Raw genomic sequence first — 18,698 nt, forward strand, 5'->3', positions numbered from 1 at the left:
TGCAGTAGATGATGAGTTGGTTAAAGCAAAGCCCCTTCTCAACATGGTTGCATACTGGGATCGGCTCCTGACATCGGGACTGCCGGAAGGCGATCAAAAAAAGATCAAAACACACGGCAAAACCGGTCGCCCACTGGGAAACCAGGACTTTCCGGATTCCGTGGAAAAGATGACAGGCCGAAAAGTCAGGCCGCAAAAGCCGGGGCCGAAACCAAAGATTCGGTATTGTGTCCCCGGAATTCCGGAATTCCCTCTCAAAGCCAGAGAACTGAAGAATAAGATTCCACTGCCTTGAATTCCGGATCTCCGGTAACAATGGTGGCGGAAAATTCCATTGCAGCGGCCACTGCAAAAGCGTCTGCATAGGACAGCGGATGCTGCGCTTTTATTTCTGCAGCTGCAAGGACACGAGCCGTGCCTGCCTCTATAAGGTCCACCGGCAGTTTTGAAATGTCTTCAAGCACTGCCTGCCCAGTTTCCATTCCCAGCTTGCGGGACACGATATAATAGATTTCGCCCAGGTTGATCACCGAAAGCAGGGGCACAGCCTCCCCGGCTTGCGCTTTTTTGAAAATATCGCGCACCACTTCGCCGCCCTGTTCGGCCTGAAAAAACGCCAGCAGAGCGTAGCTATCGAGAATAAATTTCTTTTTTTTCACGCTCTATTTCCTCGGCCCTGTCTTCCAGCAATGCCCTGGTCAGGGAGGATTTCCCGGCCAGCTTGCCAAAAAGGCTCTCCACGATGTCATCGGCCTGCGGTTCAAGAATGATCTTTCCCTCAACTTCTTGAACAGTCACTTTCATCCCTGGCTTGAGGCTGATTTTTTTGCGAATTGGCGCAGGGATCACCACCCATCCCTTGGAAGAAACAGTTACTGTTTTTGTGTATGCTGACGCCATAGGGCCTCCATATGTTATACATTTTATTTATTACAGTATAACTTTATCTAAGAAATGTCAAACCGGCGACAATGCTGGGGGGCAAACCTTAACTTTCTTTTGCCCCGTAAAATTCTACTTGAAGTTTCGGCATATTGCCTGATATTTTAAATACAACTGCCGCAAATCAAAAAAATATAAAAAACCATCCATGCGCAGAGAATATATCATACAAACGGCAAATGAACTGATGATGGGAATTGCTTCAAATGAATCCAATTGACAACGATATACGGTGGCACCAGCGGTTTGCCAATTTTCGAAAAGCCCTTTCCCAGTTGCGGAAGTTTGTGGACAAAGGAGATTTGTCAGAACTGGAGGAGCAGGGCGCCATCCAGGCTTTTGAATACACCTATGAGCTGGCATGGCTGGTTTTGAAGGATTTTCTTGAATACCAGGGACAGACCGATATCTTCGGATCCAGGGATGCGATCAAAAAAGCCTTCAGAGCGGGATTAATCAAAGACGGGGAAGCATGGATGGACGCATATATCAGCCGGACAAAAACATCTCATACATACAATGAAGAGACTGCAAGGGAAGTGGTAGACGCCATTTTAAACCGCTATTATGATTTGTTCACCGCCCTTGAAAAAAAGATGGCAACCCTTCTCGAACGATAAAAGGCTTGCAGTGGAAAAAAACCCTTTCGGTCTGAAAGCCTCGGTGCTTGAAAACATTGCCGATATATTAAAAAAACATCCGCAAGTCAAAGAAGCCATTCTTTTCGGCTCCCGGGCAAAGGGAACCCACAACCCGGGCTCTGATGTGGACATTGCCTTAAAGGGCGACAGCCTCAACCTGGAGCAACTCAATCAAATCCAGCTTGAGCTCGACGATTTGCCTTTGCCCTATACATTTGACATCTGCATCTACCACCGGATAGACAACCCCGATCTGAGCCGCCACATTCAAAGGGTCGGAAAAATCCTGTATCAAAGAGGCCAGGCGGGCAGCCATTCAACGACCGGGGGCAAAAAATGAATGAAAAATGTCAAAACGACGGCAATGCCGGGGGTCAAACCCCGGTCTCGACCCGGTTGCGGCCCTGGTTTTTGGCTTGGTAGAGGGCGGTGTCAGCGCGCTTAAACATTTGGGTCAGGTCGTCTTCCGGGCCAGTCCAGGCGGTTAGGCCGAAGCTGGCTGTGCATCTGAGCGTTTCTCCATCTGTTTTAAACTCATGGGATGCAATGCTTTGGCGCATTCTTTCTGCAGCGGTAATAGCCTGCTCAAGACCGGCGTCGCAAAGGATGGCCGCAAATTCCTCTCCCCCCACACGGCCGAAAAAATCGCTGTCGCGCAATTCCGCCCGGCAAATAGCGGCAATGGCTTTTAACACCGTGTCTCCGGCCGGATGGCCCAGGTTGTCATTGATCTGCTTGAAATAATCCACGTCCATGATCACCAGGGCAAAGCCGGTATTGTATCGTCTGGCCCGGGTGATTTCCTCCCCGGCTTTTTCCATGAAATAGGCCCGGTTGGCAACCCCTGTAAGGCTGTCTATGGTGGCCATGAGATGCAGACGCTTCTGATTTTCCACCAGATTTTCATGGCTTCTGGCATTGTCAATGGCCAGACCGCAGACATCACCCACGGCCTGAGCGATGTGCGCATATCGGTCCAGGTATTGGGGGAAGGCCACGCTCTGGACCTCCAGGCCCCGGATGCATCCCGGCCGGGATGCCATACGCAGGGTCAGGTGATCCCGGCCCCGGGTGAGGCGGGATGTTTCTATCAGTTGCATAATCCGGGGCGCCTGACCGGAAGCATCAACAGCCGAACCATCCCTTTGCAAACACAAGGCCCTGGGTTCCATGTGGTTTTCTTTTTCCGCATACACAATGGCGCCCGGCGCAAAAAACATGGTAAATACCGAGGCGGTGCTGGCAAAGGCTTGTTTTTCCGTGACTGCCCCGGGAAGTTGGCTGAGCAGGTCAAGGGTCATGGCAAAATCGGCCTGCTCCTGCTGGTGCTGCTGCCGGTTCTGTTGTGCGCGGCGGCCGGCGGCCGTCTGACGCTCCATAAGAACCCGGCGGTGGACAATGACTTTAAACATGTCCAGGCCCACGGGGATCTGCAGGGCCGGCAGATCCACAAACGCGGCAAAAGCCTCAAGGTTTTGCGCAGCCGTTGAATCGATTCCCGTATCCAGCAAAACAATGCGTTTCATGGATTCTGCAAAATACTGCCTTGCCGTCGGCCGGTCAAAGCCGGCCTGATCAATCCATTGCCGCCACTGCGTCAGCCAGCCCGGAGTGACCAAAAAAGCGCCCTCTGCCATGAGTTTTTCCACAAAGCTTTTGCTTGCCACCACCTCAAAGCACTGGGGCGTGGAACAGATGGAAACACCTTCGGCATCGGTTAAAAAGGATTCAATCCCATCTATACAGCAGCCGCCGAAAACCACTGTGCGGGCATCCGGACCCGGGGCAGCTTGCGCAGCCGCCTGCCTGAGTTCTTCCACAGTAACCGGCGGCCGGCCGCACCTGGCAGGAAATGACGCGCAGGCCACTCCGCAAAGCTCCAATTCAGAAACAGCCGCCCGGGCCTCGTTGATAAAATGCTCACAAACGAGCACCACAACAGGCATAAATTCCCTTGGCTCTTTTGCGTCCATCGTTGCTCCTATCTCAAAGGGTACCGACCATGGGTATGAACGGCCCGGGAGATGGCTTCTAACACGGACTCCGGCACCTGGAAAGGAATTTCGCCGTGATTGTCGGCCAGGATCAGCCCGCCGCCGGCACCGCCCCGGGAAATGGTTTTCCGAACGTGGTCTTCGGCATCCTGCGGGCTCCAGCGCCGCATGGCCACGCCGTTTAAGTTGCCGATCACGCCCATGCGGCCGCCGCAGACAGCCTGGATATCGGCCAGATCTTCTTCTGAGGCGGGGCATACAGCATCTGCACCGGCGGCAAAAAGATCGTCAATAATTGGCAGCACTCGGCCAGAGGCGGTGTGCGCGGCCACCGGCGCATCAATGGCGGAAATCATGCGCCGGGCAATGGCAAATCCTGTTTCCAGATACATCTGTCTGGGAAGAATCGTGGGCGAAGACATTGGATCAAAATAACAGATGGCCGTGGCCCCGGCCTGGAGCTGCGCCCGCGCCCACTGAAGACAGAACTGCTCGTTTACAGCCATCAGCTGCCGGAACCGTTCCGGCTGTTCGTGGAGTAAAATCAGGTACGGCTCAAATCCCATCTGCATAATGGGCAGGGAAAACGGAGAGATCACCACGCCAATGACCGGCACGTCATCTCCGGCCGCTGCCCTGAGCCCGGCCGTGGCCTCAAGGATACGGCTGAGCACCGGTGCGCTTTCTACCCCGGGCGGCATCATGTCCGCAATGGCCTCCGGATCGGCGATAACCGGGCGGCCGGCGTTGGGCGGGCCGTTTTCCGAGAAAATCACCTCCCCGCCCCAGGCCTCGATTTCCGCCGCGCCATAGAAAAAGGGATAGAAGCAGTCGTGGTTGTATCTGTCCCGCATCCGGAGCTGGCCCTCAATGACATGGCCGGCTGAGGAAAAATATTCGCCAATGGAAAGGCCAAGCTCCCTTGCCCCGTGCATGGTCAAAAGCAGAAAAAAAGGCACCCTGTCGGGCTCTTGGCATTGCAGGGCAGCGCTGACCCGCTGTGCAGGCGTCATGGCTTCCTTTGTTTCCTTGTGCTGTTTCATGGCCCCTCCCGCATAAGCCCTGCGATCACTTCAGCCGCACCCGAGGCCTGATCTGCGGTGCCATGTGCACCCACTTCACGGACAAGCCCGGTATCGAGCCGAAAAGGCGCTCCGCCAACAATGATTTTGGGATGCAACCCCCTTTGTTCCAGCATCCGGGCGACTTCTTGGACCTTAAGGGCGGAGGGCAGCATCAAAACAGAGATGAGAAGAATTTCAATGCCGTCTTTTTCCACCAGATTCACCAGCTCCTGAGCTTCTGCATGCCCGTAATCCAGAAGGGTATAGCCCCGGGCTTTCAATGAGGAAAGCACAAGTCGTTTTCCAAGCATGTGAAAATCTTCAAGCACGGCAATGGCCATGTGCGGATGGGTCCGGACCGGGGGCTGTTCAACCACGAAAAGATCATTAATCAACTCTTCGCAAATGCGCCCGCTCATATAAACCTGGGACAAGGACACCTCTCCGCTCTGCCAGCCCTGGCCGATTTGCTCAAGAGCCGGGACAATGACAGACTCCACGGCCGTCTCCGCACCCGCTGCATCCACCGCGGCTGCAGCAAGAGCCCTGGCCTGGTCGCGGTCAGTTGCCAGCAGGGCGTTTTTCAATGGCGCTATCATAGCTCTGTATTCCAATGGGCATCGTGCCCCGCCTGCCGGGAGCATGCCTTGATTGTTGTCTTGACTGTTCTTTTCGCTATTCGGCCGGAAGAACAAAAAGGTTTAGGGGCACAAAACAAGGTGGGAGGGGGCATGCTCTGCAAAGGGGCTACAACAGGGTTAGACCGGCATTCTTGCACGGGATCACCCCCGTCCCTGCCCTTGGCATTTAATGAGCGTCAGAGCGGGCAAACCCGGTTTGCCGGGTTTGCCCGCTTTTCTCACTTTTTTAGCGCTTGTTTTACCTGCGCAAGAAACTCGGCAAAAAACGCCGCGAAAATTCCGAGCATGAGGCCCAGCACCAAAGACAAAGCACCGATTGTCATGCCGCCCCGGCCTATGGTTTCAGCTGGCACGGCTACATTGGCAGCACTTGTTTTATTCATGCGATCTTCATTGATCTGAAAAAGATCGATTTCTCTTTGCTTACGCTCAATGGATCTTTGGTAATCAGTTTGAAGCTGTTTTAACTCCACTTCCAATTTTTCAATGATACGATTGAGATCTTCTGTTTCCCGCTCATGGTCTGATATTTGTTTTTCAATCCTATCCTTCAGCCTTTCAATCTCCCGTTCCTTCTCCCTGACTTCTCTTGCATGCTCATTTTTCAGGGTAGCCAGATCGGCCTTTAATTGCTCTATGGTTTCTTCTCCCTCAAGGATCTCTAAATGATTTTCTTCAAGTTCTGCTTCCAGCCTGGAGCGTTTTTCGGGAATGCCCAGGGAAAGCTGATGCTGAATATCAACCAATTGTTTTCTGGCTTTTTCAGAATGATTCCCAAGAAGCAACGCAGCCAGTGCCAGAGTGGGATCATTTTTTGCACCTTCGAACAAACTCTTCTGATTCGCCATTGCGTTATCCTGCCAACTGCGCAGGTCGTTTATTTGTTGTTCAAGCAACCGGGCTTCGACAGTAAGCCGATCCAGCCGTTCTTTAATCCTTTGTCTTTGATTTTCAAGCCAGGACACCCTATCGGTGTTTCTCCGGATTCTATATTCAACATCCTGTTTTTTAATTTTGAAATTATCCTTTGCCGCCTCCAGGGCATCCCTCTGGTCTTCCAAATCGTCTTTAAGTTCCTGCTGCCTGAGCGGAAACGCCTCTTTTTTTTCTTCCAGTTCAGCTTGGGTGTTGGCCAATTCGGCTTTTTTGTTTATTGCGTCAAGCTGAAAGCGACTTTCATCCTTTAACTCCTGCAAGTCCAGGCGCATTTCTGCAAGGTTGATGGAAAACCGCTTTTGATAAAAATCAAAAGTTTCCTCATGCACTTCTGAAAGCCTTTTTATGATGCTCTGATGCAAACTGTCCACAATTTCCTTCTGCCCTGGACTCGCGGTTGTTTCCAGAAATACGAAATCTCCGGTTCCTTCTCCATCCGGCACGGAAATCTTAATTTTGGGCAGCTGAGAAACGTTTACTTCAAATTTTTCAGCGATTTCGTTGCGAACGCGTGGAAGAACGGAATTGCTTAGCCGGGCCTTTACTGCTTCACGGGGTTCCAGCCGCTCCATCTCTCCTTCATCTGTTACAATTTCTCCTATTTCAATGCTGGTAATATAACGCTCCTGCATCGACTTTGTGGCCCAAACACCAACACCGGCAAGTATACAAAGGACTGTAACCCAGAAAATCACCCATCTGTGGCGAACAAGGACAAGCCACAGGTCTATCAGGCTAATTTCATCTTCCGCCGGCCCATAGCCGTTATACGGCGGCATATGCCCCTGATGGTATTGACTTCCTGCCTGTTTTTCTTCATCCATTTAAAAACCTCAAATTTTTTGGCAAATTGCCGTTTACTGCTGCATTGCCTGGGATTTTTCTGGTTCAGCCGAAAACATGGTCTCCTGCCCGGAGCAGCTGTACTCGGGGAGAATGGACTTCAGGTATTGGCGGATGGCGGTCTGGTTTCTCTGCCTGGCCGCCTGCTTTAACATGGCAAAATGCGGGTCCAGGATTTCCACATCCACACTGGCGCAGTTTAAAACCATGATCTTGGCATGATCCGTTGCCACCACGTTTTCATGATCGGTCATGAGCTCTTCGTAGAGCTTTTCGCCCGGCCTTAAGCCCACATATTCGATCTTGATGTCCACATCCGGCTCAAAGCCGGAGAATCGGATCAAATCCCTTGCCATTTCGGCGATTTTAACCGGCGCGCCCATTTCCAGGATAAAAATCTCACCACCCTTGCCCATGGCCCCGGCCTGGAGAATCAACTGGCAGGCCTCGGGGATGAGCATGAAATAGCGGACCACCTCCGGATGGGTCACAGTGACCGGCCCGCCGTTTTTGATCTGTTTTTTAAACAAAGGGATCACGCTGCCGGCGCTGCCGATCACGTTGCCGAACCGGACCGTGACAAACCGGGTGGCCGAATTTCCGGCCATGCTTTTGTGCTGCACGATCATCTCAGAGACCCGCTTGCTGGCCCCCATGATATTGGCCGGGTTCACGGCCTTGTCCGTGGAGACGAAAACAAATTTTTCGCATCCATAGCGGTCTGCCACATCCACCATGTTTTCAGTGCCCATGATATTGTTTTCCACGGCCTTCCACGGATGGGCCTCCAGCATGGGCACATGCTTGTAGGCGGCGGCGTGAAAAACAATCTCCGGGGAAAACCGGTCAAATACGCTTTCTATTTCCTTGACGTGCTGGACATCGCCAAGATGGGCAATCACGGAGACATTGGGATAATTGCGGCACAATTCCAGGTCGATTTCATACAACGGGCTTTCCGCCCATTCAAAAAGAATAATCTTTGACGGCGCAAACCTGCAGATCTGCCGGCACAGCCCCCTGCCGATGGAACCGCCAGCTCCGGAGACGAAAACGGTCTTGCCCTTTAAAAACGCCCCGATTTGTTCCTGATCCAGCTCAACGGGATTTCTGCCGAGCAGGTCCCGGAACTCCACATCCCGGATGGCATTGACCGTGACCCGGCCGTCGATGAGCTCGCCCATGCCCGGCACGGTTTTGAATTTAATGTTGCAGTACTTGCACAGCTCCACAATGGAACGGATTTTTGCCGCGTCCGCCGAGGGAATGGCAATGACCACATCAGAGACACCAAGCCGGTCCACAGCCCTGGGAAGGCGGGTGATCTTGTCCACAACCGGCACCCCGTGAATCTTTCTGCCCTTTTTTCCCGGATCATCATCGAGAAAGCCCATCACCTCGTATCGAATCGAGGCGTTGTCCTTGATTTCGCGCAGGATTTTTTCCCCGCAGTCGCCCGCACCAATGATCAGAATTCTGTGCGGCGCACTCTTTTTTTCTCTCAAGACCCTGACCAGATTTTGAAACAGCGCCTTTGTCCCGGACCTGCGCGCCGACTGCTCAAAAAGCACCCTGGCGGCCACGCGAACCCCGGCAATGGCAATCAAAGTAAAGCAATAATCAATCAAAAAAATCGACCTGGAAAAGCCTTCAAAGCGGTATCTGGCCAGCACAAACAAGATCAGGGCAACACTGGCGGCAGTGGAAGCCTTGATGACGTTGAAAAGATCATTTAAGCTGGTATATCGCCACATGCCGCTGTAAAGATCAAAATAATAAAACGCGGCAACCTTTATGATCAGCACGTAGGGCAGAAGAGTAAAAAACGGCACAAATTCCCGGCTTGAAACGCTGAAGTCAAAACGCACAAGGTAGGCGCCATAATGGGCGGCCATCAGCAATAAAATATCAAGGCAGAGAATGATAAAAAAGTTTTTGGAAACTCGGATTTTCAATTGTGCGGTCCAGTTGGCAGATTTGTTTTAAAGTGGGTGCAAAGCCTGTTTCATCAAGCGAGATAAATACCACAGCCACAGAGGTAAAGCAAGACCGGCAAGCTGGCCTCAAACCCTGATTCTTGCCTTCCTGACACAGGGGAAAAAAACGGGTCTTTAATGCTGCCATCAACTTAAATTAAAGCCAATAATCAAGGTTTGCCACCCAGCCGTCCTAAACCGGCTCAACCATGTCTGAATCCAGCTCAACCGATACAGACTGCATGATACTGGAGACCGAAAGCACCAGGCGAAAGTGTTTGTCCGTGCGAACCACCACGCCTTCAACATCCTTTAACGGGCCCCTGGTGACACGCACGCGCCTGCCCGGATGCAGAAAATCCGCCGGAAAAACCGGAAGCCCCAAGCAAAGGGCCTGGTGGATACCGCGAAGCTCACGCACCAGGGTAACCGGGTCTGAAACATCAATAACCCGGGCGATCTGATTGGAGCGAAGGGCTGTGTACCGGCCGGGATCATCTGCCTTGAAAAACAAATAACCCGGAAACAAAGGCAACAGGCTGTAACGGACCCGTTTGGCCGAAGACTGCCGGCGCCGGACCATGGGCAGAAAATAACCGATGCCGCGATCGGCCAAGTAGCCGGCCAGGGCTTTTTCCCTGCGGCTTTTCACATGGGCGATGCGCCAGCTGATGGAATCTGCCGGCAACGCATCCGCATTTTCAAGCAAATCCTCCGGAAAAATCGGGCTCGGGTTTTTCTCCGGTGACAGGGTCATGCTGCAAACCTTTCTTAATCCAGATAAATGGCATGATTACATACCATGATTCCATAACGCGTCAAGGCTCGGGTGACCGGCGAAAAAAAAATATTCTGCTCCGGCGTCCGCGGGTTCAGGCGACCTTGAATGCAGCATGCTGGTCTGCAGAAGGCACTGACGCCACCATGGAGGTGTCAATATCGGATCTGACGTAATCAGCAACCAAATCGATGGTGCCGGCCATCTCAAAGACGGGATGAAAATTGAAATCCAGGAGGGATCGGTAAAATTGGGCGTAGACCTCCGGCCGCGTGCGGACAAAAACCTGATGTGGTGCGGCAATCCTGAAAAACTGCGCAAAATGATGAATCATCAGATAAAGGCTGGCGGCGGAAAAAAATTTGGTGTCCGGCCGGGTGTAAAACTGCGGGTAAAACCGGATGATTTCAATTCGCCGGGAAAAGCGGTTCAGGGAAATCATCAGGTCCCGGGAGATTTCCCTGCCGCTGGATCGGCTGACAACGAAATATGCCATGCAGTCGCCCTCTGCCGCCCACCGGATTCGGTAACGGGCCAGCAGGCGCGGCAGGTTCTGACGCATAAACAGGGATGCAGGGGCAAAGGCCGGAACCGGCATGGGCGGACGCTCACTATCTGCGGCGCTGTTTTTTGCGGCCGCGGGTTTTCTGGTTGGACTGGCTGATCTTGATGGAACGGCCCTTGATCTGGATACCGTTTAGCGCCTTGATGGCGCGGTCCGCCTCTGAATTGTCCGGCATGTCCACAAAACCAAATCCCTTGGACTGGCCTGAAAATCGGTCTTTTACAACATTGACACTTTCAATGGTGCCGAATTCGGCAAAAGCGCCTTTTAAGTCTTCTTCGGTCACATTATAGGCAAGGTTGCCGATGTACATATTCATATAAGGATTCTCCTCTGCTTGGGTGGCATTTATGGCAATGGCGCGGTTTCCGTTAATCCGCCACACAATCAGCGGAAAAGCGTCGGATCGGGCCCGGTCCTTGAAGGGCAAGCAAACAGCAAAGGCGGGCCTGAAAAAATCACAAGGACCCGCCGCAAAAGTGCTCTTTACCACAACATTATATGTATGACAGAAATCAACGTTTCTGTCAATGTTTAAAACCATGGACATCCCGGCAGGACAAATACACCCCTGCCGGACAATCCCGTTCTTCAAAGCCGGAAACTATCCGGCGACATGCTTTTCCAGCACATCCTTATACAACCGGGCCGGCTCCGGGACTTCCCGGAGCGCATCAATGCGGTCCACGGTTTCCTCATACAGATTCCAAGTGGCCGAGTGGTCCACCTGGAGTGCGGCCCCTTCCAGGGACAGGCCTGCAAACGCCCCCCGGCTCCGGCTGTAGGAATAAATCTCGGATTTCAAGGTCACGTCCGTTGCCGCACCTGCCTGCCGGCCCACGGGTCCGGCCGCCACGGAAGCGTCCGCGCCCACTGTAAACCGCCCGTTTTTGATCTGATCAACGGCCTTGCGGCTTTTAAACACCAGAACCAAATCCGTGGCCTGGGCCCCGATCTGCCAGCCAATGCTTCCTCCGTAAAGTTTGATGAAAAAGGGATTTTTCCAGTTGCCCGCATCATCGCGCACCGCAACCACACCGCTACCGTAGCGGCCGCCGATTATGAAACCGAGCTTGTAGACGCTGGGAATTACGGCAATTGCCTCGGCCTCGTTGAGAAGGGCCGGCGGAATCCTGTTTTCCGGAATGGCACGAAGATCTTCAAGAACCTCAATGCTGTTTTGAATAATTTTCAGCTCCCGGCTGTTGCCTGCCTCGGCCGTGCTTCCGACGATCAGCACACACACGGCCGCAGCCGCCATGATCCAGCATACATATCCCGTCAATACCTGTTTCATCTGATTTCTCCTTTGTTTTCAATAAAACGGCAGCAACGGCTGCCGAGCTTTAGAAAAAATTTCGCAAAATCCATTCAAACAAATCGTCCCCGGCGGGTTGAAAAGTGCGGTACATCCTGCTTTTTCCCGGGTTGGGGGCATGCCGTGGTCCGCGCTCCGGTATCAGCGGTTCGGCATCAAAGCGTGCAGGTCCGGGTCTTTGGGATGAAGCCGTGCGCACCCGGACCCTTCCGGTCTGCCGATGCCGCTCATACTCCCTGCGCTTTGCTGAATCGGCCAGCACCGAGTAGGCTTCCTGGATATCTCTAAATTTCCGGCTGTCGCCGCCGGCGTGATCGGGGTGATACTGCTTGGCCAGGCGGCGGTAGGCAGTCTTGACCTCTTCATGGCTGGCATCGGCAGGGATGCCGAGAATGGCGTAATAACTCCTTGCCATAATCCATGCCCTCCTGATGCACCCTGTAAAATTTTCCTTTTATGGGATTATCGAAAATTTATAAAAAATATAAACAATCCAAACCGGTTCGTCAATTTTTATGCAGCCCGCATTTCCTGCTCCACGTCCGCCATCATTTCCTCGAAATGCGGAATCTCCCGGCGCCTGAGCAAGCTTGGGATCTTTTCCGTGTCAATGACGTGGGGGTAGCCGTGATGGGTTTTCAACATTTTAACAATGTCAAGGCGATCTGAAAGGCCCTTTTCAGACCGGGGATCCTTGGCGTAGCGGTGCAGCTTCATGGCAATGATGTACTCAGGCTTTAAAATACTGATGCCCCGGCCCCCAAAACTGAGGATGTTGGTGGATTGCTCCCGGTTTTCAAGAATCCAGCGCATGAGCTTTCCGGAAACCGGGCGGCTTTCAGCAGACAGAAAATCCACGTAAAGCCTGGTTTTTCGGTGACGCAGGCTGTGGCCCGGAGAATCGGAGGTTTCAAAGCATTGATCAAGCACGGCCGATTTTTCCGAAGCAATGTCATCTTCGAGAAATGCCTCAAAATCAGCTTCCTCCAGCAGCACGTCCACATCAAATGTCACCCGGGGTTGCACCGGCGGCTGAATGTACTTGGACGCCGCCATGGCTCCCACCAGGATGGCAGTGTCATAGACCCGGGACACGTCCAGGATCACCCGGTCAAATTTGTTAACCTCCGGATCATCTGAAAAAAAATCCAAAAAATGTTCGGCCACGACAAAACACTGGGTTTCATCACAGGAAGTAATTTGCTGGAGCATATATTGAGGCTTCCTCTCCTTGATGGCGCCGTAAAAAGTCCAATATCTGCGTTACGCGCAATTTCTCAGAATTTCACGTACGGATAAGTACGCTGCATTCTTCGAAATTGCGCAAGCCTTGATCTTGAACTTTTTACGGCGCCATCTAAAATCAGACTTTTTACGGTGCCATCTTCCTTGGTTTGCGCAATCATATCCATAAATCCGTTGGCATGCAAGAACATCATTGACATTGCCCCTTTTGCATCGCATATGAAGTATGATATAAACAAGATCGGCCAGACCCGGATTGTTTGAAAAACCGAAAAGGAAACCATACCTGCTGCCTACAGGACGTGTTTATCCATGCGGCTTAAAAGTGAAACCATCAATGATTTGCTGGTGGTCAAAGTGCTGGACAGCGCAGTTGACGCCGGCAATGCCCTTGAGCTCAAGGCAGAGCTGCTGCCCCTGGTGGAAAAACACCGGAAAGTGGCCATAGACATGGGCAAGGTAAAATTCATGGACAGCTCCGGGGTGGGGGCAATGCTTTCCTGCCTTCGCACCATTCATCACAACAGCGGCGAACTGAGACTTTTCTCGGTGAAGCCCAACCTGTATCAATTGTTTAAACTGGTGCGCCTCGACACACTGGTTGGAATCCATGAAAACCGGAAAACCGCCCTTGAAGCCTTTGATCGCAACTCCGATGCCAATACCTGATCCGAAAACCAGCCCGGAAAACCGCAAAAATGCCGATCCAGGCCACCCTATTCTGTTTTTTTTTCCCTTTGAAAACCTGCCTGAAAACGCCAATGATCTGCTCGGGCGATTATCGGAGATCTCGGGCATCCACGCCGGAGACCTGCGCTACAGGCTTGCAGGCCGGGGCCTTACCCGGCTGAGCCCGGACCCGGCGCCGGAAAAAATCAGCCATTGCGTCAGGCAAATGCAGCACATGGGCCTTGCAGCGGTACAGGTGCCGGAATCGGCAGTGAGGCGCCGATTCCGGCTGCCAACGGCCAGAAAGGTCAGCATCACCGATTCCGCTGTTGTGTTTTTTGACCGGCAGGACAATGCGGTGCTCACAATCGACAAAAAAACCGATCTTCTCTTGATTGCTGCCGATCTTTCCGGAAAAGCCGTGGAAAAGCCAAACCTGTGTCTTTTTACGGAGGCCGGATCAGCCGGCAGAAATTTTGACCAGGCATTGAAACGCATATCAGCGGCCGCTCCCGCAGCCGTGATCTGCAGAATCAACCAGGAAGCGCCTGCAGCGGTGTTTGTGGATCACACAAGGTTTTCCTACCCCAGCATGCAAAACCATATGGACCTTAGTGCAGCCGTCAATTTTCGCAACCTGATGGCCATTGTCACAAAACGCGCCGGATCGGCAGTCACGGATCATTTCTTTGGCGCCGCCCGCCTGCCCGGGGCCGTGCCCGACTACCAAAGCGATCAAAAAGAAATCCTGGCCGCCTTAAACCGCTATACCCGCTACATGGTGGCCGCAGCCCAGGCCGGCGTTTTCCGCCAGACCGAAAAACCGGCTGATGATGCCGGTTTAGCCGGCATCCCAGGGTTCACCGGGCCTGACCAGACGGCACAACCATCCGAAAATCAGCAGGATTTTTCGTTTTCCAGCGATTCGTCCTCACCCCGGGAGTCCAAACCCAAACCCCCGCCTGAGCCCGATTCTTTTGGTATCAAGGGCTATTTCGCAAATGCGCCTCACGAGTTTATCATGGGCGGGGTTTTTGTGGTGATGGCGGTTTTATGGTGTTTTTTCAACCTTCAGCGCTTTGACCACCCGGTTTTCTGGAACACTTTTGCCGGCATGGGTCTGGTCACCGCCGGTCTGGGGCTTTTCTGCTATTCCCTGGTGATGCTGCACTACAAACGAATGGTTGAAAACACCCCCACCTCCAGGGTGCGCTCGGTGGCCATGGGCACGGCCGAGCTCGGAGGGCGGGCCCGCCGATATTATGATCTGTGCTCACCCCACAGCAAAACCAAGTGCGTGTATTACTGGTGCACGTATCTGCGCCGGGTGCGCACTTCAAAGGGAAACAAGTGGCGGGTGGAAAAAATTGCCCGCTCCGGGGCCCTGCCCTTTTATTTGGAGGATGAAACCGGCCGGATCCTGGTGCGGCCCAGGGGCGCGCTCATGCTTGCGGACAAAAGCCGCCAGGAATTTTGGGGCGGACAGGGAATGTGGCTGGCCCCGGATCTCCGGGACAGGGGCACAAAAATCATCGAAACCCTGATTGCAGAAGGCGCCCGGATCTACGTGCTGGGCGCGGCCGGAACCGAACGCACCGGCCCGGCCTTCAGGCAGCGGCTCATTGCCCGCCTTCGGGCGCTCAAATCTGACCCTGACGCCCTTGCGCAATACGACACCAACAACGACGGCCGAATTGACGAACACGAATGGGAGGCCGCCCGCACGGACATGGAAACCCGGCTGTATGCCGAATCTTTGGCCGGGGGCACAGGCCCCGGCGAGCGGCCGGTGATCAAAAAACACAAACTGGCCATGATGCCGTTTATCATCGCGGACTCTGAATCGGCCATCATCCGAAAACTGGCCCTGCGCACCTGGCTTCTGCTGCCGGGCGGTCTTGCGGTTGCCGGTTTCGGGGTGCAGCTGCTCATGCGTCTTTACAGCGGATAACAAACCTTGCACCTTGAACCTTGATGGCACCGTAAAAAGTCTGATTTCAGATGGCGCCGTAAAAAGTCCAAGATCAAGGCTTGCGCAATTTCGAAGAATGCAGCGTACTTATCCGTACGTGAAATTCTGAGAAATTGCGCGTAACGCAGATATTGGACTTTTTACGGCGCCATCAACCTTGAACCTTGAACCTGAAAAGGGATAAAACCCATGACCACCATTATCCTGTTGATTCTTTTAGGGGTGATTGTTGCCCTGATCGTTTACCTGGTTGTCATCTTCAACGGCCTTGTGCGGCTGAAGCATAACATTGACCGGGCATGGAGCAACATTGACGTTTTGCTCAAACAGCGCTACGATGAGCTGCCCAAGCTCGTCCGGGTCTGCGAGGGTTATATGCAGCACGAACGGGCGGTGCTGGAAAACGTCACCCGGGCCCGGGCGCAGTTAGACAATGCCGGCAGCGGCGGGGAGGTAATCGAAGCCAACAATGCCATTTCCCAGGCCCTGCGCTCGCTTTTTGCCGTTGTGGAGAACTACCCGGACCTCAAGGCGGACCAGGCTTTCCGGCAGCTCCAGAGCCGGGTTTCCCAGCTCGAAGACCAGATTGCCGACCGCCGGGAACTTTACAACAACAGCGTGAATCTGTTTAATATCCGGATCGAGCAGTTTCCGGACGTATTTGTGGCCAACATGATGAAGCTTGTGCCCAGGCAGCTGTGGCAAATCGAGCCGGAACACCGCAAAGACGTCAACATTGAATTTAACATGGCATAAAACCCGTCAAGGAGTCGAAAATGGATGAACATGAACACGAACACAACGCCATTGCCACCCGGGCCGTGCATGCAGGCGAGGTCCGGTTTAACGAATACGGGTCCGTGACCACCCCGATTGTCCAGACATCAACGTTTATCTTCAAAAATATTGAAGAAATCCGGCAACTGGCCCAGGGCGACATGGAACGATTTGAATACGGCCGATACGGACATCCCACGCAGCTGGCAGCCGAGCGCAAGCTTGCGGCCCTGGAGGAGGCCGAGGATGCGATTCTTTTTTCCTCGGGCATGAGCGCGATCACCACGGCCCTGTTCAGCCTCCTCAAGGCCGGGGACCACATGATTATCACCGATGATGCCTACAAGCGGACCCTGGATTTCTGCAAGTCGTATCTGGGCAACTATGACATCGACTGCACGGTGGTGAAAATGTGCGACTACGAGGCCATGGAAAAAGCCATCAAACCCAACACCAAGGTATTTCTTTCCGAATCGCCCACCAATCCGTATTTAAATATCATGGACCTGGAACGGCTCATGGACATTTTCGGCAAAAAGGACATCATCGTGATCTCGGACTCCACCTTTGCCACCCCTTTTAACCAAAAACCCCTGGAATACGGGGTACACCTGGTGGTCCACAGCGCCACCAAGTATCTGGGGGGCCACAACGATCTGCTAAGCGGTGTGCTTTTGGGCAAACGGGAACTCACGAATCCGATCCGGGAATTTCTCAAAATCACCGGCGGCGTGATCGACCCCAACTCATCGTATCTGCTGATCCGCGGGCTCAAAACCTTCCCTTTGCGCATGGAGCGGCTAAACAGCAACGCCCAGGTGGTGGCCGAGCACCTGGAGGCCAACTCCAAGATCAACCGGGTCTATTACCCCGGGCTTTCCAGCCATCCCCATCATGAAGTGGCAAAGCGCCAGATGAAAGGATTTGGCGCAGTGGTCACCTTTGAGGTCAAAGACGATGCCGAATACGTGCTCAATTTCTTAAGCCGGCTGAAAATCTTAAGCATCGGCCCGAGCCTGGGCGGAGTGGAATCGCTAATCACGCACCCGGCCACCATCAGCTATTATATGCACACCCCGGAAGAACGCATGGAACTGGGCATCAAGGACGGGCTTATCCGCCTGGCCGTGGGCATAGAAGATCCCCGGGACATCATCCATGACATCGATCAGGCACTTGAAGGAGCCGAATAATTTCCCTTCCGGTTTCAAGAACCCTTGACAGGACCAAAACCGCGTGCTAATGATGGTGCGTCTTTTTCGTCGGGGCGTAGCGCAGCCTGGAAGCGCACTTGCATGGGGTGCAAGGAGTCGCAGGTTCAAATCCTGCCGCCCCGACCAAATAAAATCAAAGGGTTATGGTTTGTCCATAGCCCTTTTTTTGTGCCAAAATGGCTTTGGGTACAAAAAAATGGGCCGTTAACAGCTAAGACAAATTCATTATACCCAAATTTTTTTTCACGGGTTATAATCAAATTTGGAAAACCTGTTTATGTGTCTGCCGGCTGACATTGAAGGCAAGGAATTTGAAGAAAAAAAAGCGCATATAGAAAACCAATTAACATGTCTATGAACAAACCGACAAAATTTGAGAAGATCCGGAAAAGATAACTTTTTACGAGATTGTCAAATATTAACAAGAGAAAAAATTTTACCGGTCGCATTGCTCTGATTTCAGCGCCATGGCCCTTGTTTGAACGCCCCTCGATTCAGCTCGGCGCGTTAAAAGGATATCTGCAAACCGCCGAACCTGAAGTGAAAGTCTCCTGCAGCCATTTTTTTCTGCAGATGGCCGAAGCTGTTGGCTATCCAGCATATCGGATGATCTCCCAGCGCGCATGGCTGGCTGAAAGCGTATATGCAGCACTGCTTTATCCCGAGCACTACGACAGAATTGAAAAGTTTTTCAATCAACAGGCGCCGAAAAACAAGGACGGGGTGGAACTTAATTTCTTAAGCCTGACAAAACAGGTTAAAGCCGTATCAGATGGTTTTATCAGGCAAACCGACTGGAACAGCCTGGATCTGGCGGGTTTTTCGGTATGCCTTTGCCAGTTGACGGCATCCCTTTATTTTATCAGACAGATCAGGCGCCGGTGCTTTGATCTGCCTTTAATCGCAGGCGGGTCAATCATTGCCGGGCATACAGCCGGGGATCTGCTGGCGGCCTTTCCAGAAATAGACCTTATAATAAGCGGAGAGGGAGAACTACCCCTGACAAAAATAGTCAGACATCTTAAAAGAGGCGGACTGTGCAATGACATATCCCCTACAGCAGGTATTATAAGCAGAAAGCATGAACAAAATAATTGCCAGGCACCCTTCAGCCAGCTCGCAG

20 protein-coding genes and 1 tRNA gene are annotated in these 18,698 nt (G+C 52.8%); 8 read left to right on the forward strand and 13 right to left on the reverse strand.

Translation table 11 applies throughout. From position 1 onward, the window contains the following. Positions 1-254 precede the first annotated feature (254 nt). Both R6U41_RS02105 and R6U41_RS02110 read right to left on the reverse strand, forming a co-directional pair. Positions 255-659 (reverse strand): type II toxin-antitoxin system VapC family toxin, encoded by a 405-nt coding sequence (locus tag R6U41_RS02105; RefSeq protein WP_410268180.1) that lies wholly within the window; start codon positions 657-659, stop codon positions 255-257. Beyond that, on the reverse strand, positions 631-900 hold the full coding sequence (locus tag R6U41_RS02110) for an AbrB/MazE/SpoVT family DNA-binding domain-containing protein (protein WP_410268181.1): 270 nt from the start codon (positions 898-900) through the stop codon (positions 631-633). The genes R6U41_RS02105 and R6U41_RS02110 overlap by 29 nt, the downstream gene beginning before the upstream one ends. Before the next feature lie 248 nt (positions 901-1,148). Between R6U41_RS02110 and R6U41_RS02115 the strand changes: the two genes are divergently transcribed. Both R6U41_RS02115 and R6U41_RS02120 read left to right on the forward strand, forming a co-directional pair. Continuing rightward, complete coding sequence (locus R6U41_RS02115) at positions 1,149-1,562, forward strand: nucleotidyltransferase substrate binding protein (protein WP_410268182.1); 414 nt, start codon at positions 1,149-1,151, stop codon at positions 1,560-1,562. Between the two features lie 10 nt (positions 1,563-1,572). Continuing rightward, a complete protein-coding gene (locus R6U41_RS02120) occupies positions 1,573-1,923 on the forward strand; it encodes a nucleotidyltransferase domain-containing protein (protein ID WP_410268183.1) in 351 nt (116 codons plus the stop codon). 34 nt (positions 1,924-1,957) lie between these two features. Here the strand turns inward: R6U41_RS02120 and R6U41_RS02125 are convergent, their stop codons facing one another. The 11 genes from R6U41_RS02125 to R6U41_RS02175 form a co-directional block, all read right to left on the reverse strand. Next, positions 1,958-3,556 (reverse strand): diguanylate cyclase, encoded by a 1,599-nt coding sequence (locus R6U41_RS02125; protein ID WP_410268184.1) that lies wholly within the window; start codon positions 3,554-3,556, stop codon positions 1,958-1,960. A gap of 8 nt (positions 3,557-3,564) precedes the next feature. After that, on the reverse strand, positions 3,565-4,620 hold the full coding sequence (locus R6U41_RS02130) for a uroporphyrinogen decarboxylase family protein (protein ID WP_410268185.1): 1,056 nt from the start codon (positions 4,618-4,620) through the stop codon (positions 3,565-3,567). Further along, positions 4,617-5,255 carry a B12-binding domain-containing protein gene (locus tag R6U41_RS02135; protein WP_410268186.1) on the reverse strand — a complete coding sequence of 213 codons (639 nt, stop codon included), beginning with the start codon at positions 5,253-5,255 and terminating at the stop codon, positions 4,617-4,619. The genes R6U41_RS02130 and R6U41_RS02135 overlap by 4 nt, the downstream gene beginning before the upstream one ends. Positions 5,256-5,500: 245 nt before the next feature. Further along, the gene (locus tag R6U41_RS02140) at positions 5,501-7,042 is read right to left on the reverse strand and encodes a hypothetical protein (protein WP_410268187.1); all 1,542 of its coding nucleotides are present in this window, start codon (positions 7,040-7,042) and stop codon (positions 5,501-5,503) included. A 33-nt stretch (positions 7,043-7,075) separates the two neighbouring features. Then, positions 7,076-9,016, reverse strand: a complete 1,941-nt coding sequence (locus tag R6U41_RS02145) for a polysaccharide biosynthesis protein (protein ID WP_410268188.1) — start codon at positions 9,014-9,016, stop codon at positions 7,076-7,078. A 214-nt stretch (positions 9,017-9,230) separates the two neighbouring features. Next, on the reverse strand, positions 9,231-9,794 hold the full coding sequence (locus tag R6U41_RS02150) for a transcription termination/antitermination NusG family protein (protein ID WP_410268189.1): 564 nt from the start codon (positions 9,792-9,794) through the stop codon (positions 9,231-9,233). Positions 9,795-9,909: 115 nt separating this feature from the next. Continuing rightward, on the reverse strand, positions 9,910-10,413 hold the full coding sequence (locus R6U41_RS02155) for a hypothetical protein (RefSeq protein WP_410268190.1): 504 nt from the start codon (positions 10,411-10,413) through the stop codon (positions 9,910-9,912). Between the two features lie 13 nt (positions 10,414-10,426). Continuing rightward, positions 10,427-10,699: an RNA recognition motif domain-containing protein gene (locus tag R6U41_RS02160; RefSeq protein WP_181552281.1), complete on the reverse strand. Its 273-nt coding sequence runs from the start codon at positions 10,697-10,699 to the stop codon at positions 10,427-10,429. 285 nt (positions 10,700-10,984) lie between these two features. Further along, positions 10,985-11,677, reverse strand: coding sequence for a lipid-binding SYLF domain-containing protein (locus tag R6U41_RS02165; RefSeq protein ID WP_410268191.1), 693 nt, complete (start codon positions 11,675-11,677; stop codon positions 10,985-10,987). Between the two features lie 49 nt (positions 11,678-11,726). Then, on the reverse strand, positions 11,727-12,113 hold the full coding sequence (locus R6U41_RS02170) for a J domain-containing protein (protein ID WP_410268192.1): 387 nt from the start codon (positions 12,111-12,113) through the stop codon (positions 11,727-11,729). A gap of 98 nt (positions 12,114-12,211) precedes the next feature. Continuing rightward, positions 12,212-12,910 (reverse strand): hypothetical protein, encoded by a 699-nt coding sequence (locus R6U41_RS02175; RefSeq protein WP_410268193.1) that lies wholly within the window; start codon positions 12,908-12,910, stop codon positions 12,212-12,214. Positions 12,911-13,255: 345 nt separating this feature from the next. On the opposite strand from R6U41_RS02175, the gene R6U41_RS02180 reads away from it, so the two are divergent. The 6 genes from R6U41_RS02180 to R6U41_RS02205 all read left to right on the forward strand — a co-directional run. Beyond that, positions 13,256-13,612, forward strand: coding sequence for an STAS domain-containing protein (locus R6U41_RS02180; protein ID WP_410268194.1), 357 nt, complete (start codon positions 13,256-13,258; stop codon positions 13,610-13,612). Continuing rightward, positions 13,599-15,563: a hypothetical protein gene (locus R6U41_RS02185; RefSeq protein ID WP_410268195.1), complete on the forward strand. Its 1,965-nt coding sequence runs from the start codon at positions 13,599-13,601 to the stop codon at positions 15,561-15,563. The genes R6U41_RS02180 and R6U41_RS02185 overlap by 14 nt, the downstream gene beginning before the upstream one ends. A gap of 210 nt (positions 15,564-15,773) precedes the next feature. Next, on the forward strand, positions 15,774-16,340 hold the full coding sequence (locus R6U41_RS02190) for a LemA family protein (protein ID WP_410268196.1): 567 nt from the start codon (positions 15,774-15,776) through the stop codon (positions 16,338-16,340). A 20-nt stretch (positions 16,341-16,360) separates the two neighbouring features. Beyond that, the gene (locus R6U41_RS02195) at positions 16,361-17,554 is read left to right on the forward strand and encodes a trans-sulfuration enzyme family protein (RefSeq protein WP_410268197.1); all 1,194 of its coding nucleotides are present in this window, start codon (positions 16,361-16,363) and stop codon (positions 17,552-17,554) included. Positions 17,555-17,624: 70 nt separating this feature from the next. After that, positions 17,625-17,701 (forward strand) — tRNA-Pro (locus tag R6U41_RS02200). 348 nt (positions 17,702-18,049) lie between these two features. After that, a partial coding sequence (locus tag R6U41_RS02205) for a hypothetical protein (RefSeq protein WP_410268198.1) occupies positions 18,050-18,698 on the forward strand: 649 nt, incomplete at its 3' end.

The sequence above is a fragment of the Desulfosalsimonas sp. genome (assembly GCF_046483245.1).
GTDB lineage: Bacteria > Desulfobacterota > Desulfobacteria > Desulfobacterales > Desulfosalsimonadaceae > Desulfosalsimonas.